Raw genomic sequence first — 15,100 nt, forward strand, 5'->3', positions numbered from 1 at the left:
ACGACGCAACGACATGAAGAGCAAAGGCACCATTCTGGTTGTAGACGACGAAGAGTACGTACGAGACTCGCTGGCCCGCATCCTGGAACGCAACGGGTACCAGGTGCGCACCGCCGCCGACCCCGGGGAACTGGAGGAAGACGATTCCTTGCAGGGCCTGGACGGGGTGATCACCGACCTGCGGATGCCGGGAATGAACGGGATCGAATTGACCCGCTCGCTGTGCAAGCGCGCGCCGGCTCTCCCGGTGGTGGTGCTGACGGCCTACGCCGACGTGCCCTCGGCGGTGGAGTGCATGAAGTCGGGCGCCTGCGACTTTCTGCAAAAGCCGGCCGATCCTGAGAAGGTGCTGCTGGTGGTGGAACGAGCCCTGCAGGAGAGCGGCATGAGGCGGGAACTGGCTTACCTGCGTTCGGGAGCGGGAGCCGCCGACCGCCGACGTGAACCCCTGGGCGTCAGCCAGGGCTGGAAGCAGGTGCTGGAGGTAGTGCGGGCGGCGGCTCCCAGCGATTCCAGCGTCCTTCTGCTGGGAGAATCGGGGGTGGGCAAGGACGAAGTGTCGCGCCTGATTCACCGCCTCAGCCATCGCGCCCAGCGGCCCTTCGTGCGCGTCAATTGCGGCGCCGTGCCGCTCGACCTCTTCGAAAGCGAATTCTTCGGACACCGCAAGGGGTCCTTCACCGGCGCCCTCAACGACCGCCAAGGACGCTTCAAGGTGGCTCACCAGGGCACGCTCTTCATGGACGAAATCGCCTGCATGCCCGCCGCCGCCCAGTCCAAGGTGCTGCGGGTGCTGCAGGAGGGCACCTTCGAGAGGGTGGGCGAGACCCGCTCCACCACGGTGGACGTGCGCATCGTCGCCGCCACCAACGCCGACCTGGAAGAAGAGATACGGCTGGGCAACTTCCGCAAGGACCTCTACTACCGCATCAACGTCATCACCATCCCCATCCCTCCCCTGCGCCAGCGCCGCGACGATATCGAGGTGCTGGCCAAGGCCTTCCTGGAGGAATTCAGCCTGCGCTTCGCCAAGCCCATCCGCTCCATCCAACCTCAGGCCATGCGCACCTTGCAGGACTACGACTGGCCCGGCAACATCCGGGAACTGCGCAACGTGCTGGAAAGAGCCGTATTGCTGGAGCAGGAAAAGGTCTTGACCATGCGCCACATCCCTGCCAACGTGCAGCAGCAGGCCCAGCCTCAGTCCAGCGGATTCAATCTGCGCGAATCGCTGGCCTGCGAGGAGCGCCGCATCCTCAAGCAGGCCCTGAGAGAAGCCGGAGGCGTGCGGCGGAAGGCCGCCGAACTCCTGGGGATCGACGAGCGCAACCTGCCCTACTACTTGAACAAACACGATCTCAAGAACTGGGGGCAACAGCGATGAAGTCCCTGCTCCCCGCGCTGATGCTTGCGGCGGCGCTGGCCGCCGCCTGCCAACCGTCCGCACAGGACGCCGCCTCGGCCTCGGATGAAGAGGCACCCGAGGAGCAGATTCCCAGCCCCACCTTCACTGACATCACCGCCCAAGCCGGCATCGACTTCAGACATTTCAACGCGGCCTCCGACGACCGCCTGCTGCCGGAAACGATGGGTTCGGGAGCGGCCTTTTTCGACTTCGACGGGGACGGTCTGGCCGACCTCTACCTGCTCAACGGGGCCCCTCTCAGGGGCGACAGCGCCCAAGGGCCCCAGGGAGCCCTCTACCGCAACCTGGGAGAGGGACGCTTTCAAGACGTCACCAGACAGTCGGGACTGGAGGCCTCCTTCTACGCCATGGGCGCCGCGGCGGGAGACTTCGACAACGACGGACTCACCGACCTTTTCTTGAGCGGAGTGGGCCAGCAGCGTCTCTTCCGCAATCTGGGCCGGGGGCGCTTTCAGGACGTGACCCAGCGCGCCGGATTGAGCGAGGGCGGATTCGGCTCGGGCGCGGCCTGGCTCGACTACGACCGCGACGGCTACCTCGACCTCTTCGTGGGACGCTACGTGGAGTGGTCCGCCGACGGCGACATCCCTTGCAGTCCTGACGGCGTTCATCGCACCTACTGCACCCCCGAGGTCTATCCCAGCGTGGCCAACAAGCTCTACCGCAACCTGGGAGGCGGCTCCTTCAAAGACGTGAGCGCCGCCGCGGGCCTGGCCGAGCACAAGGGGAAGGCGCTGGGGGTGGTGGTGCTCGATCACAATCAGGACGGATGGCCCGACATCGCGGTGGCCAACGACACGGTCCGAAACTTCCTCTTCATCAACGCCGGCAACGCGTTCTTCAGGGAGGAAGGCATCGACAGCGGCATGGCCTACAGCGAATCGGGAGCCGCCCGGGGAGGCATGGGAATCGACTCGGGCGACCTGGACGGAAACGGCCTCAGCGACGTGGTGATCGGCAACTTCTCACACGAGATGTCAGCTTATTTCCGCGCCATCGGGAATGGCTTCTTCGTAGACGACGCGGCCCCTTCGGGCATCGGACTCCCCACCTTGATGACGCTGGCCTTCGGACTCCTCTGCGAAGACTTCAACAGCGACGGACGCCTCGACGTCCTCATCGTCAACGGACACATCGAGCCCGACATCGCCCGCACCCAGGCCAGCCAATCCTACCGTCAGCCGGCCCAGCTCTTCTGGAACAAGGGGGAAGGCAGCTTCGAGCCTTCCCAGGAACCGCCGCAGAGTCCCCTGCTGGTGCCCATCGTGGGACGCGGACTGGCCGGGGCCGACATCGATGCCGACGGAGACCTCGACCTCGTCATCACCGAAAACGGCGGACCCGCCCGCCTGCTGCGCAACGATCACCCCCAGGGCAACTGGATCCGTCTGCGCCTTCAGGGAAACAAGAGCAACCGCAGCGGCTACGGAGCCCGTTTGCGGCTGACCGCCGGGTCATCGACCTGGGTCCGCGAGCTGACCTCGGGGCGTTCCTATCTTTCCGCCAGCGAAGCGGTCATTGCTTTCGGGCTGGGTGAGATTGAAAAGGTCGACCGCGTCGAGATCGTGTGGCCATCGGGAGTGCGCCAGGTCTTGGAAGACCCTGCTGTTAATCGTCTGCATACGGTGCAGGAGCCCTAACCGCGAAGCCCTCGGCAGCCAGGCGAAGGAGGGCCGGTCCTTAAGCGTCTTTCCAGGGCTCCTCGAACTCGCGGACCAGGCGGCGGGCCAGGCGCTTGTTGTCGAGTTGGGAGGCCAGGGTGTGCTTTTTTCCGTCGCAGGTGACGAGTTGAATTCGATAGTAGACCCGGTCGTTGACGGTCAGGCCCGGGGAGATGTCGAGCTTTTCGATGTCGACGGGGAAGACATCGGTCAGCGAGCGGGAGAGGCCCAGCATTCCGCCTGAGAACGACAGCCCGCCCGGACTGGTGATGACCACGTTCTCCCCCAGCCAGAGGCTGAAGAAGCCGACTACCAGGAGGACGTCGAAGAGGGCGAAGACGGCCACAAAGAAGAGAGGCGCGCCTGCCCAGGCTATGGCCGCCACGATCCCGGTCCAGACGAGAAAAACCAGGGCCATGCCGAGGAAGAGGCCCTTCACCCGTTTGGGCTTGAAGCGGTAGCGGCGTCCCCGAGGCGTTTCTTCCACCTCGATTCCGTAGTCGGACAGGCTCTTGACGACCTCGTCAACGCTCTCCGGCTCCATCTCGAAGCTCTCTTCGAACTTGAAGTCGGGATTGCTGTCGGAGGTCTTGAAGACCGGCACTTCGACATCGCTGGAGTAGTCGATCCCCGGCATTTCGGCCGAGGCCTTCAACTTCCAGATCACCTTGTCGTTGCGGTTGGACTCGTCGGTGCCTTGGGCGTCGTAGGGTATGGCGAAACGAACCGGGATCATGCACCCCTTCATTCCCGGCTCGACCCGCTCGGGGGGAACATGGGCGGTTTCTTGCCAGAGAACGGTCTCCCGGGTCTTGCGGTTGTCCCCAGACCCGGTGACCCGCTGGTGGACGCAGTTGAGGCTGAGCCGGAAGCCGTCCGGGGGCACCGACTTGACGCCGGTGAGCAGGCGTCCTGAAAGATAGCCTCCGATCACGCCCGGCATGCTCGACATTTCCAGCACGGTGTCCCCGAACTTGCGCCACTTCAAGTACATGTGAACGGCCGCGTAGGCCAACAGCAGGCCCACCAGGGGAAAGAGCAGCGCGATGAGGACCGCCAGGTTTTCCTGTTCCAACTCCGAGGGAATGATGAGCAGCGCTATCGGCCAGGAGATCAAGTTCCAGACGCCGGCGAAAAAGGCCATGAACCAGAATTGGCGCCGGGAGGAGCCCTTGATGCGGCTATCCTTCCATTCCTCTTTCCACAGCCAGGGCTGGGAAGGATGGCGCTTTTCCTGCTTCTCCTGGACGGCTCCTTTTCTCCAGCCGAAAAGGCCCGCGATCATGACGCCCAATCCCGCGCCCGAAAAGACCAGCGAGAAACCGCCCATAAAGAGCAACAATCCCCAGCGGGGGTCGGGATAGAGGATGGAGCGGCCGGGATCATCGGGATCGACCCAGCACATGAAAGGCTCTCCCGAGCGTCTGTGCTCGTCCAGCTCGCGGTAGGCGTCGTGGTGGAAGCTGCCGATGTTGTCGGCTCCGCCGGTCAGGGCGACTCGATCATTCTCGTAAAACTTGCCTTGAAATTCGTACTCGTAGAGCGCCTTGACCGAGTAAGTGGTGCTGTCATCGCCGGTATGGGTCTCCAGGTCGGCTTGCAGAATGGTGGCCGGCACCTCGACCCAACCGCTGCTGATCTCCCACCAGTCGGCCATGGACCCGAAGGCGATGGATCCGACCAGCACCCCTGCGCCCAGGAAGGGCAACCCGAAGAGAATCAGGCAGCCTCCGCCCCAGGCGGAGTCTTTCTTGATCGACTTTTTGAGCGGTTTCACGGGCCGCCATTTTCGCCCAATCCCGTCCCGGCGGCAAGAATGCTATCGTGATCGTCATGAACGCCGAGGCCCCCCAGGAAAGCGACCGAGTGAGGATGCGGGAGACTGACGGCGCTGGGCCGATCATGCGGCAGAATTGGCGCAACCTGCTCTTCCTTCATTGGCCGTTGCCGCCGCAGGCGATTCAGTCGCGCCTGCCCTCGGGACTCACGGTCGACACCTTCGACGGGCAGGCTTGGATCGGCGCCGTTCCCTTTACCATGGACGGCATCCGCCGCCCCGGCCTGCCGGCTATCCCCGGATTGCGGGCCATGGTGGAGTTGAACGTGCGTACTTACGTTCACCGGCACCGCCAGCCCGGTGTCTGGTTCTTCTCCCTGGACGCATCCCACCGCCTCATGGTGGAAGTGGCCCGGCGCTTTTATCATCTGCCTTACTTTCACGCTGACATGCAATGTGTCCCTGACGCTGCCGTCATCCGTTACAGCAGCAGACGAATCGAGCGGGGTGTGGCTGAGGCGCACTTTGAGGCGTCCTGGAAGGTTGGGGAACCTCTGCCCCAGGTCTTGCCGGATTCGCTGGACTTCTTTCTGACCGAACGTTATTGCCTCTACACGGCCCACAAGGACCGCCTCATTCAAGCCCGTGTGCGTCACCGTCCCTGGCCTCTGAGGCAGGCTGAGCTGTTGAGTCTGCAGTCGAACCTGTTGGAGTCGCATGGCCTGGCCGTGTCGGCAACGGATCCCTTGCTCCATCACTGCGATCTCCTCGAGGTCGAGATTCTCGGATTCAGGACTGTAGCCCGGCTGACGGAAAACACCTGGCGGGCCGGCCGGCCCAGCTAAGTTCACCCGTTGCAGCGCAGGACGATCTTGCCGAAGTTGCGGTTGGCTTCCATGCGGCGGTGGGCTTCGGGGGCCTGGGAGAGGTCGAAGATGCTGTCCAGCACCGGAACGATTTCGCCCCAAGCAGCCAGCGGCAGCACGCATTGCCTGACCCGTTCCGTCAACTGGGCTTTTTCCCAGCCGTCGCGAACCCGCAGCACCGTTCCCATGACCCGCAGGCGTTTGCGCAAGATTTGGGAAAGGTCGGCCGGGCATTGGGCTCCGCTCAGCAGTCCCACGATGATGAGGCGGCCCAGAGGGGCCAGAACCTGAAGGTTGCGGGCGAAATAGTCGGCTCCCACGAAGTCGAGAACGGCTTGAACGCCTTTTCCTCGGGTGAATCGTTCGACTTCTTGGGCGAAGTCCTGCTCTTTGTAGCAGATGGCCTCATCCAGTCCGAACTGGCGGGCTTTCTCGAGCTTTTGGCGGCTGCCCGCCGTTCCCAGCACCCCGGCTCCGGCGGCTTTGCTGAGCTGCAGGGCGGCCAGACCGACGCCGCTGCCCACGGCGTGGATGAGGATGAGCTCTCCCATCTTGAGGCCGAGCTGGGGAAAGAGGGCGTCGTAAGCGGTGAAGTAGGCCTCGGGAAAAGCGGCGGCTTCTTCATCGCTCCACTCTTCGGGGATGTCTAGCACCTGGCTCTCCGGGACGGCCACTTTTTCGGCATAGCCGCCTCCGCTGAGAAGTCCCATGACGCGGTCGCCGGCCCGAAAGCGCGAGGCTCTGGGACCCAGGGCTTCCACCTGACCGGCGAATTCCAGACCGGGAATATCGGCGGGAGCGTCGGGAGGCGCCGGATAGAGTCCGCGCCGCTGCAAGCAGTCGGCTCGATTGAGGGCGGTGGCCGAAACCCTCACCAGAATCTCGTCGCCCTCCAGCCCAGGTTCCTCCACCTCGCGCAGGCGCAACACCTCGGGTCCGCCGGGCTCACTGATCACGATGGCTTTCATATCGGTCATTATAGGGAGGACAGTCCCCTCTTGGGAGTCGGGAGCTTGGAGGTTGTTCTTGCGCCAGCGGGAGGGGGTTTGAAAGCCTACGCCCAAAGAGCTATCGTAAGCAGTGTCTATGAGTTGGCTGTCATCACTGTTCTCACGTTCGCCCGAGAAGCAGATCGAACGCTTGCGCAAGAAGGCTCGGGAGCCTCACGGCGAGGCCGCCAACCGCATCAATGCGGTGCAGCGGCTGCTGGAGATGGGGACTCCCGACTCCTGCCTGGGCGCTCTCGACCGCTTCAAGGTCAACATTTCGCCCACCACTCAGGACGAACAGGAGAAGCAGCAACTAGTGGGATGGATCGAGCAGATGGGCCGGGAGATGGTCGATCCGCTGATGCGCTTTTTGCGCTCGGAACGCCAAGTCTACTGGCCGCTGGAGGGGCTGCGGCGCATCCTGCCCGCGGAGGAATACCGGGACAAGCTGGTGGAATGGCTTCATTACCAGTGGGAGAACCCGCCTTCCAGTTCCGATCCCATCGCTCAGGTGCTGCGGGCCGTCAATGACGTGGAGCGCTCACCCGAGCTGGACGAGGCGGTGGCCCTCTATCTTGAGGATGACGACGACGACGTCTTGCTGGCCGCCATGGACTATTTTTTCTCGGGCGACGACCAGAGCCGCCGCGAGAAGATCCTGGAAGCCTACCTGGAATGCGAGGATCGTCCCCGCGTCAGGGCCTGGGTCCTGGAACGCCTGGCGGAGACCGGCTGGACGGTGAAGGGCTACCGTCCGGCGGTGGAGGAAACCCTGCCCGGCGAATACACGCTGACCCGCGAAGGGGTCCTGAAGAAACTGCTTATGAAGGGCTAGAGCATGTCATGAGGCCGATCATCATCGGCGTTGCCGGAGGCACCGGGTCCGGCAAGACCACCGTGGTGCGAAAGCTGATCCGCGAGATCGGAGCCGACGCCGTCACCCTGCTGCAGCACGACTCCTACTACAAGGACCAAAGCCATCTCAGTTTCGAGAAGCGCTGCCGGCTCAACTACGACCATCCCGACTCGCTTGAGTCCTCTCTGCTCATCGAGCACCTCAAAGAGCTTCTCGATGGCCGCTCCGTCGAGGTACCCATCTACGATTTCGCCGCCCATGCCCGCAAGAAGGAAACCATTGCTGCGCAACCGGAACGGGTCATTATCGTGGACGGCATCCTCATCCTCTGCGATCCCGATCTGCGCGAGTTGATGGACTTGCGGCTCTATGTCGACACCGATGACGACGTGCGTTTCATCCGCCGCCTCAAGCGCGACATGGAAAAGCGCGGACGCAGCCTGCAGAGCGTCATCCAGCAGTACTTGAGGACGGTCAAGCCCATGCACCGCGAGTTCGTGGAACCCTCCAAGCGCTTCGCCGACCTGATCATTCCGGAGGGCGGAGCCAACAGGGTGGCGATCGACGTGCTGCTGGCCAAGATCCGTTCCCTGGTGGACGGCACCAGCACCCTCAGCCCCCGTGCCGATTGGGTGACCTGAAGGGCCAGGGTACTTCCTCACCCTTCATACCGGCCTGCAAATCCCGAGGCGCCGATGCCGACGCGTCCGGGGAGGTAGCGGCGGGCCACCTCGGCCATGCGGTCGCGGTAGTCGAGATTCAGGCACTCGGGGTCGACCTTCTCCATAGCCTCAGGCAGCCCGGTGGCCCGGGTGCGGCGGCCGTCGGGAGTGCCGTCTCCGCCGATGAAATGGTCGAGCACGACCGCCTGGGCGCAGTCGGCGATCCGTTGAAAGAAGACCTCAGGCTCACGGACGGGCAGCATAGGCGAGACGGTGACGACGGTGAAAAGTCCGCCCTGCTTGAGCCGCCGCGCGGCCTCAAAACGCTTTTCCACGCTGGAGGCGGGAGGCGGAAGCCCCGGCAGGCGATCCCGGTCGCTCTCGATAGAAATATGAACGCGCAGGCTTGTCGCCTGGGCCAACTGGTGGAGCAGCTCGAGGTGGTCCCCAACCCGATGGCTGTGAGTCTGCAAGATCAATTCATCGGGCGGACTCTGCAACATGGCCCGCAGCACTTCCCCGGTAATCCCATAACGCTTTTCCTGAGGCAGGAAAGGCTCGGTGGCGCTGGAGAGAAAGATCGACAGGCCTCCCCGGAGGCGGCGCGCCCAGCGGCGTTCGGCGGCATAGCGCTCGAGGTAGGAGGCGGCGGCGTTTTCGCGCACTTCCAGGAAGCTTCCCCAGGGACGTCCCCGGGTGACCCACTGGTTGTGACGCACATAGCAGCCCACTCCGCAGAGCGAGTTGCCCAGGGTGCATCCGCGGTAGGGTTGCAGGGAGTGGGAACAGACCTCTTTCAGATACCCGGAGGCCCGAGTGAGGATGTTCTTGACAGTGGTCCGTGTAACTTGCATGGCAGCCGGACCTGCGAAAGCCGGCCTCTACTGGGCGGGCGGAAGCTTGCTGAGCAGGTCGCGGGCTTCCTCCTCCGCTCCCCGCAAGTCGCCTTCCAACTGCTGCACGGCCTGAAAGCGCTGGCGGGCCTGATCGAAGCGTCCCCGGGCGGCGTCGATGCGTCCCATGCGCAGCAGCGAGGAGGCTTTGATCCAGGCTTCGGCCTGCGACTCGAAGGTCTTGCGGTACCAGCCGTAAGCCTCGTCATGAAGTCCGACCTTGGACTTGAGTTGAGCCATGTAGAAGAGCGCCGCCGGCTCATCCGGATATTCGGAGAGGAGCGTGCGGAGGGTTTCTTCGGCCTCTTGCAGGCGGTTCTCCGACATCATCCGTCCGCTTTCCTGCAGCAACTGCACCCGGCGGTTGTGGAGGCGCACGTCCTCGTTCTTGGCCGCCAATTCAGCCTCGGCTGCGGCCCGTTCGGCCTCCATCTCCTGCTCCATGCGGACGACGGCCCTGCGGTCTTCCTCCACCGACTTCTCGTCGATGTTCTGGAGGATGATGTCGAGGAAGGAGGGAAGAGCCAGCAGTTCGTTCTCTTCGTAATCGGCCAGGGAGCGGTAGAAGAAAGGAAACAGCACCAGACCTTCCCGAAAGAGGCGGACGGTGCGCTCCTTCATGGCTTCCTCCGGAGGCGGGTTCATGCGCAGTTGAATGGCCTCGATGAGCGATTCGATGACCATCAGTTCGTAGCGTTGCTGGATGACCGAGCGCATTTGAGGCTGCGCCTCGGCCAGCTCGAAGAGTCCGCGGTGCTCCTCCAATACCTTGCTCTGACGCGCCATCAGCGGATCGACCAGGGTATGCAGATACTCATGCTGCAACTGAACGACGTTGTTGGAGGGATCGTCGGTGGGCCCCACCACCACGTAATAGGTGCGTTCCAGGTTACGGGCGTTGACGATGTCGTGGGCGTTGAGCAGGTCGGGGATGAGGATGATGCGGCGATCGACCATGACCCGCACGGGAATGCGAAAGTAGTCCAGCGTGCGGCGGATGGACTCCCGCAGCACGGGGACGTATCCGGCCAGCTCGGTGGTGTAGCGCGAGCGGTAGCGGTCCCACAGCTCGTCGATCTTGCCCATCTTGAAAAAATCGGCCAGCAAAGACTGAAAGCCGCGCACGCGCCAGGTGTCGCCGGGCATGTCGGCTTCTTTCATATTGAGCTGGAAGTCGGGCGGTCCCGAGAGAATCAGAGCCAGGGAGGTGTAGGCCACGTGCCGGTCGCGGGGAGAGGCCACTTGGGCATGCTGCTGGAAGCTGGCGGCCAGGCGGGCTTTCATCGACTCGTCCAGGCTCTGCTCCAGCGCTGAGCGGACGGACTGGCGGACGTCCGACATGGACTGGCCGTCCTTTTCGTAGTCGAATCCGGCCGCATTGATGGCCGCCATCACGGTGAAAACGCGCAGGTCTTCCTGGAACTGTATGTTGAGCAGATTCTGGGGATCGTCCGCCCCCGGGGAATCGGATGCCTGCTGGGCCGAGAGCCAAGCTGACCCTGCCAGCAGGGCGGCGAGATAGATGAGAAGACGTTTCATATCGGCAGGCGCCATTGTATCCCATTCGCCGGAAATGGTATCTATGTCGGATGCGCTGCCCTTTCTGCGGACATCCTCGCGACCGGGTCGTCGACACCCGCGAAGCTGCCGAAGGGAGCGTCGTGCGGCGGCGGCGCCTGTGCCTGCACTGCGAGAAGCGCTTCACGACCTACGAACGGATAGACGAAATTCCTCTCATGGTGGTGAAAAAGAGCGGCACCCGCGAGGCTTTCGACCGTTCCAAGCTGCTCAGCGGACTGCTCAAAGCCTGCGAGAAGCGTCCTGTGAAGGCGCGGACCCTTGAGGAGATCGTGGACGCGGTGGAGCGGCGTTTGATGGAAAGCAGCCAGCGCGAACTCTCTTCCCAGGCAGTAGGCCGCATGCTCATGGAAAAGCTGCTCAAACTGGACAAGGTGGCCTATTTGCGCTTCGCTTCGGTCTACCTGGAATTCGACGACGTTGGGGAATTCATGAAGGTCATCAACCAGCTTTTTGTGGAAAAGACCCGCAGCAAACTGGTGGAAGAGGGGAGAGCCGCCGAGGAGGAATCCCTGGAAAAGGCCTGAAGCCCTTCACCCGACATGCGCGAATTCCAACTTATCGACTGGATCGCCCAGCGCCGCCAAGAGGTTCCCGAAGGACTCCTGACCGGCATCGGGGACGACTGCGCCGTCTTCGACCCTTCCTTCGCCCGGCGCCTGCTCGTCACCACCGACACCCTGGTCGAGGACGTGCACTTCCGCCGCCGCTGGAGTTCGCCGGCGTTCTTGGGACACAAAGCCCTGGCCGTCAGCCTCAGCGACCTGGGGGCCATGGGGGCGCGTCCTCACGCCGCCCTGCTCAGCCTGTGCCTCCCCCAGGATACCGGCGAGCGGTGGGCACACTGTCTGCTGGAAGGCCTCCTGCAAGCCTGCAGCCACTGGCATTGTCCGCTCATCGGAGGCAATCTGGCCGCCGCCTCTCAGGTTCAAATCACCGTCACGGCCTGGGGATACCTCGAGAAAGGCGAAGCAGTGCTGCGCTCAGGCGGACGGGCGGGCGAGGGGCTGGCGGTGGCCGGACACTTGGGCCTGGCCCGCCGCGGACTCCTCTCCCTGCGCCGCCACGATCCCGACCTGAGCGCCGTCGAGGATGGCGGGGAGTTGCGGCAGGGCAAGGGCGATCCCCGCCGCGGACGCCTGTGGGAGGCTTTGCTGCGTCCTCAGCCGCCGCTGCAGGCGGGATGCTGGCTGCAGAGCCGGGAGCTGGCCCGCAGCATGATCGATCTCAGCGACGGACTCTGCGCCGACCTGGGCCACCTGCTGCGCAGCAGCCGCCTCGCGGCCGTCCTCGAGGAGCGGGCCCTGAACGACTTTCTGCGCGCTCAGGAGCCGGAAGAGGCGGCCGACGAGACCGAGCCACGCCTGCAGGCCGCCCTCAAGGGAGGCGAGGACTACGCCCTGCTCTTCAGCCTCGATCCCCAGCGCGTCCTGGAACTGGAGCAATGCCCCTTGCCTCGGGGACAGCATTGCGGGCTCATCGGACACCTGGAGCAGGGGCCTCCCGCAATCTTCCTGCGCGACCTCCGGGGAAAGCGGCGTCCTCTGAAGATCTCCGGCTACCAGCACTTCGGAGACGGGAATGCGTAAACAACTGCGCAAGCTCCTCGGGCTGGGCGAGTCTCCCCGCCGCACCGCCCTGGCCTACGCCGTGGGCGTCTTCTTGGGCTTCTCGCCCTTCCTCGGTCTGCACACCATTCTCGGCCTGCTGATCGCCTTCTTTTTCCGCCTCAACCGGGTAGCCATCCTGCTCGGCGTCTACACCAACAATCCCTGGTGGATGGTGCCCTATTACGCTTTCGCAGCCTGGTTCGGCTACCTGCTGCTGGGAGGTGCGGTAGCGAGCAGTCTTCCCCATCCCGGCCTGGAGGATCTCTTCTCTCCGGCCTACTGGCGGAGCCTGGCCGGCCAGTGGGATCTGCTGGTTCCCGCCTTCTTCGGTTCCATGGTCATAGCCATCCTGCTGGGAGCGCTGGCCTATCCGACGGCCCTCCACCTGCTGCGCCGCTACGGCAGGAGACGCCTCCCCCCTACCCCGCCAAAGGACTGATCTTCCAGCCTTTACCCCGATCTGTCACAATCAGAGGCAGCGTTCCGTCCGCGTCATGGAACATTTTCAGGGCCCTATCCGTTCGCATACGGTGAAAGGGTCACTATGAGAGGCCGAGGAAGACGCCTTGGAAACAACCGACGCAAAGCTTGCCAAGCGATGCATCAATGGAGATTCCCGTGCCTGGGAAAGCGTGGTGGAAAGCCTCAACCGGAAGATATACAACATGGCTTACCGATACACCGGACGCTTCGATCTGGCCGAAGAATTGACGCAGGACGTCTTTCTCAAGGTCTACCAGAACCTGGACAGCTACCGGCCCCAGGCTGGTCCGCTGAGAAACTGGGTCATGCGGGTAGGGCGCAACCTGTTGATCGACAACTACCGGGCCCGCAAGCACGACCGCAAAGTGGCCGGAAGCGACGAATTGGAGGCCATCGACTTCAAAGCCGAATCAGGACTTCCCAATCCCTTCCAGAATCTCTATGTGAAGGAGAAGGCCGAGTTCCTGATGGACGGACTGGACCAGCTTACGCCGGAGCTGCGAGAAGCGGTGGTGCTGCGCGACTTGCAGGAGATGACCTATCAAGAAATGGCTGATCTCCTCGACATTCCGCTAGGTACGGTCAAATCGCGCATCAACCGCGGAAGAGTGGAACTGGCCAAGGTCCTGACCGACCAGCGAAAGCGGGGCAAGGGCCTTGAGGCCTGAACGGAAACGGTAACGCGAGACCGCGGGGGCGTCCCGGCCCGGCCGAACCCGCCGCGGAGCGAGCGAATGAATATGAATTGCGCACAACTGGAAACACTGCTCAGCGATTATCTGGAAGGCGAACTGAAGCCGCCCGTCCAGAGCGCTCTGGAAGAGCACCTGGAGTCGTGTGCCCGCTGCCGCCTGCTGATGGACGAACTGCGCAGCATGCAAACCGACTTCAAGGCGTTTCCGGAACTCGACCCGCCCCCCGGACTCGTGGAGGCGATCCTGCGCAAGACCTCGGGCATCCCCGACAAGCGCTCCCTGTGGAGAGACTTGCTGCTGCCCACTTTGCAGCCTTTCCTGACCCAGCGCTTCGCCTTCGCCACGGGAATCATGTTCGTCTTCCTGTCGCTGATGGTCAACGTGCTGGGACCGGGTTTCTCGGGGCTGAGCGCCTCCGACCTCACCTTCTCCAATCTGCGCGAGGGCGGACAGAGAGCCGCCACCCAGGTTTCTTCCTACTGGAGCAAGATGCAGGACGCCCGCCAGCGCATGTGGAACGAGATCTCCTTGTGGGCCGAGGACGTCACCGGACGCCTCGACTACCACCTGGTAACGGGACTCTTCAAGAGCTATCAGGATTCCGTGCAGGAGCAGGAGGACAAGCTGCGTCAGGAAGGCGATGAGGAAGGTTCTCAAGAGCCTGGAGAGGGCAACCCAGCCAGCTCTCCGCAAGCGCCGGAAGAGGATCGATAGGGCAAAATACACGCCACTTAAGAGACTAGAGAAACTATGACTACCCAATCCAATCCCAGCGATTCGCAGCAGGGCCGCAAGGTGCAGTGTCACTCTTGCGGACTGCCGCAACCCATCGAGCGGGCCCACTCCATCAAGGGTCGCTACTACTGTACCGACTGCCTGGTGGCGGGCGCCGAACTGGCCGGACTGGCCAGCGAATCCGACCTCAGCAACTACTCGGCCGGACGGGCCGCGCTTTTCGGACTTCTGCCCGGACTGGGGGCCGTCTACAACAACCAATACGTCAAGGCCGTGCAACACTTCGCCATCTTCGCCGGACTGGTCATGCTGGCCGACTATTCGGTGATCTTCATTTTCGCCTCCATCGTCTTTTACCTCTACACCATCGTCGACGCCTACCGTTCGGCTCAAGACATCATCAGGCGCAAGATACGCCGAGCCCAAACGGGCCAGCCCGTGGGAAATGGAGCCCGCGAAAACGTTCCCATCTGGGGCATCGCCCTGATCGGCCTGGGAGCGCTCTTCTTTCTCGACAACCTGCGCCTGGTCAGCATCCGCGACTTGTTCGACTATCTGTGGCCGCTGGTCTTCGTGGCCATCGGAGTCTATCTGATCTTCGATTTTTACCGGCGCGGCGAAAACGGAGAGCAGCAGACTCAGGCTTCCCATGGCGGAAGACCTGCCGGCAACGCCTACGGGGGAAGCGCTGCCGCTGCGCCGCCTCAGCCTCCTCAAGCCTCAGCGCCGCCTGAGCCCGAGGTGCCGAGTGCAGCGCCGGAAAGCGAGCCGCCCCAGCCACCCGCCCCGACCCGGCAAACCGCTTCCGAGTCCTCCTCCCCCCAAGCGGACCAAGAGGACCACGAGGCAGAAGGCAAGGAGAGCTGAAC

General features: G+C 63.3%; 15 protein-coding genes. 11 read left to right on the forward strand and 4 right to left on the reverse strand.

The annotated features are described in order from the left end of the window. The coding region (locus VLU25_11650; GenBank protein ID HSR68583.1) for a sigma-54 dependent transcriptional regulator at positions 1-1,384 on the forward strand (1,384 nt) is incomplete at its 5' end. After that, the gene (locus VLU25_11655; protein HSR68584.1) at positions 1,381-3,066 is read left to right on the forward strand and encodes a CRTAC1 family protein; all 1,686 of its coding nucleotides are present in this window, start codon (positions 1,381-1,383) and stop codon (positions 3,064-3,066) included. The genes VLU25_11650 and VLU25_11655, both read left to right, overlap by 4 nt. Positions 3,067-3,106: 40 nt before the next feature. Here VLU25_11655 and VLU25_11660 read toward each other — a convergent pair whose 3' ends face one another. After that, the gene (locus VLU25_11660; GenBank protein ID HSR68585.1) at positions 3,107-4,864 is read right to left on the reverse strand and encodes a DUF3592 domain-containing protein; all 1,758 of its coding nucleotides are present in this window, start codon (positions 4,862-4,864) and stop codon (positions 3,107-3,109) included. 56 nt (positions 4,865-4,920) lie between these two features. Between VLU25_11660 and VLU25_11665 the strand changes: the two genes are divergently transcribed. Beyond that, positions 4,921-5,709 (forward strand): DUF2071 domain-containing protein, encoded by a 789-nt coding sequence (locus VLU25_11665; protein ID HSR68586.1) that lies wholly within the window; start codon positions 4,921-4,923, stop codon positions 5,707-5,709. A gap of 2 nt (positions 5,710-5,711) precedes the next feature. Here the strand turns inward: VLU25_11665 and VLU25_11670 are convergent, their stop codons facing one another. Then, positions 5,712-6,698, reverse strand: a complete 987-nt coding sequence (locus VLU25_11670; GenBank protein HSR68587.1) for an NAD(P)H-quinone oxidoreductase — start codon at positions 6,696-6,698, stop codon at positions 5,712-5,714. A gap of 118 nt (positions 6,699-6,816) precedes the next feature. On the opposite strand from VLU25_11670, the gene VLU25_11675 reads away from it, so the two are divergent. Both VLU25_11675 and udk read left to right on the forward strand, forming a co-directional pair. Next, on the forward strand, positions 6,817-7,554 hold the full coding sequence (locus VLU25_11675; GenBank protein ID HSR68588.1) for a hypothetical protein: 738 nt from the start codon (positions 6,817-6,819) through the stop codon (positions 7,552-7,554). Positions 7,555-7,562: 8 nt separating this feature from the next. Beyond that, positions 7,563-8,216 (forward strand): uridine kinase, encoded by a 654-nt coding sequence (gene udk / locus VLU25_11680; protein HSR68589.1) that lies wholly within the window; start codon positions 7,563-7,565, stop codon positions 8,214-8,216. A 17-nt stretch (positions 8,217-8,233) separates the two neighbouring features. Here udk and VLU25_11685 read toward each other — a convergent pair whose 3' ends face one another. Together VLU25_11685 and VLU25_11690 are read right to left on the reverse strand one after the other, a co-directional pair. After that, positions 8,234-9,091 (reverse strand): radical SAM protein, encoded by an 858-nt coding sequence (locus tag VLU25_11685; GenBank protein HSR68590.1) that lies wholly within the window; start codon positions 9,089-9,091, stop codon positions 8,234-8,236. A gap of 27 nt (positions 9,092-9,118) precedes the next feature. Then, the gene (locus VLU25_11690) at positions 9,119-10,669 is read right to left on the reverse strand and encodes a hypothetical protein (protein ID HSR68591.1); all 1,551 of its coding nucleotides are present in this window, start codon (positions 10,667-10,669) and stop codon (positions 9,119-9,121) included. 50 nt (positions 10,670-10,719) lie between these two features. Here VLU25_11690 and nrdR point away from each other — a divergent pair, with 50 nt between their 5' ends. From nrdR to VLU25_11720, 6 genes are all read left to right on the forward strand, one after another. Continuing rightward, positions 10,720-11,235, forward strand: coding sequence for a transcriptional regulator NrdR (nrdR, locus tag VLU25_11695; GenBank protein ID HSR68592.1), 516 nt, complete (start codon positions 10,720-10,722; stop codon positions 11,233-11,235). A 15-nt stretch (positions 11,236-11,250) separates the two neighbouring features. Further along, positions 11,251-12,297, forward strand: a complete 1,047-nt coding sequence (gene thiL / locus VLU25_11700) for a thiamine-phosphate kinase (protein ID HSR68593.1) — start codon at positions 11,251-11,253, stop codon at positions 12,295-12,297. Next, positions 12,290-12,757 (forward strand): DUF2062 domain-containing protein, encoded by a 468-nt coding sequence (locus VLU25_11705; protein ID HSR68594.1) that lies wholly within the window; start codon positions 12,290-12,292, stop codon positions 12,755-12,757. The genes thiL and VLU25_11705 overlap by 8 nt, the downstream gene beginning before the upstream one ends. A 193-nt stretch (positions 12,758-12,950) precedes the next feature. Further along, a complete protein-coding gene (locus VLU25_11710; GenBank protein HSR68595.1) occupies positions 12,951-13,469 on the forward strand; it encodes a sigma-70 family RNA polymerase sigma factor in 519 nt (172 codons plus the stop codon). 72 nt (positions 13,470-13,541) lie between these two features. Next, entirely contained in the window at positions 13,542-14,210 is a 669-nt protein-coding gene (locus VLU25_11715) for a zf-HC2 domain-containing protein (protein HSR68596.1), read from the forward strand. Between the two features lie 36 nt (positions 14,211-14,246). Further along, a complete protein-coding gene (locus VLU25_11720) occupies positions 14,247-15,098 on the forward strand; it encodes a DUF5668 domain-containing protein (GenBank protein ID HSR68597.1) in 852 nt (283 codons plus the stop codon). Positions 15,099-15,100: the final 2 nt, after the last annotated feature.

The organism is Acidobacteriota bacterium, from assembly GCA_035471785.1.
In the GTDB taxonomy this organism is placed as follows: Bacteria; Acidobacteriota; UBA6911; order RPQK01; family DATIPO01; genus JANQFM01.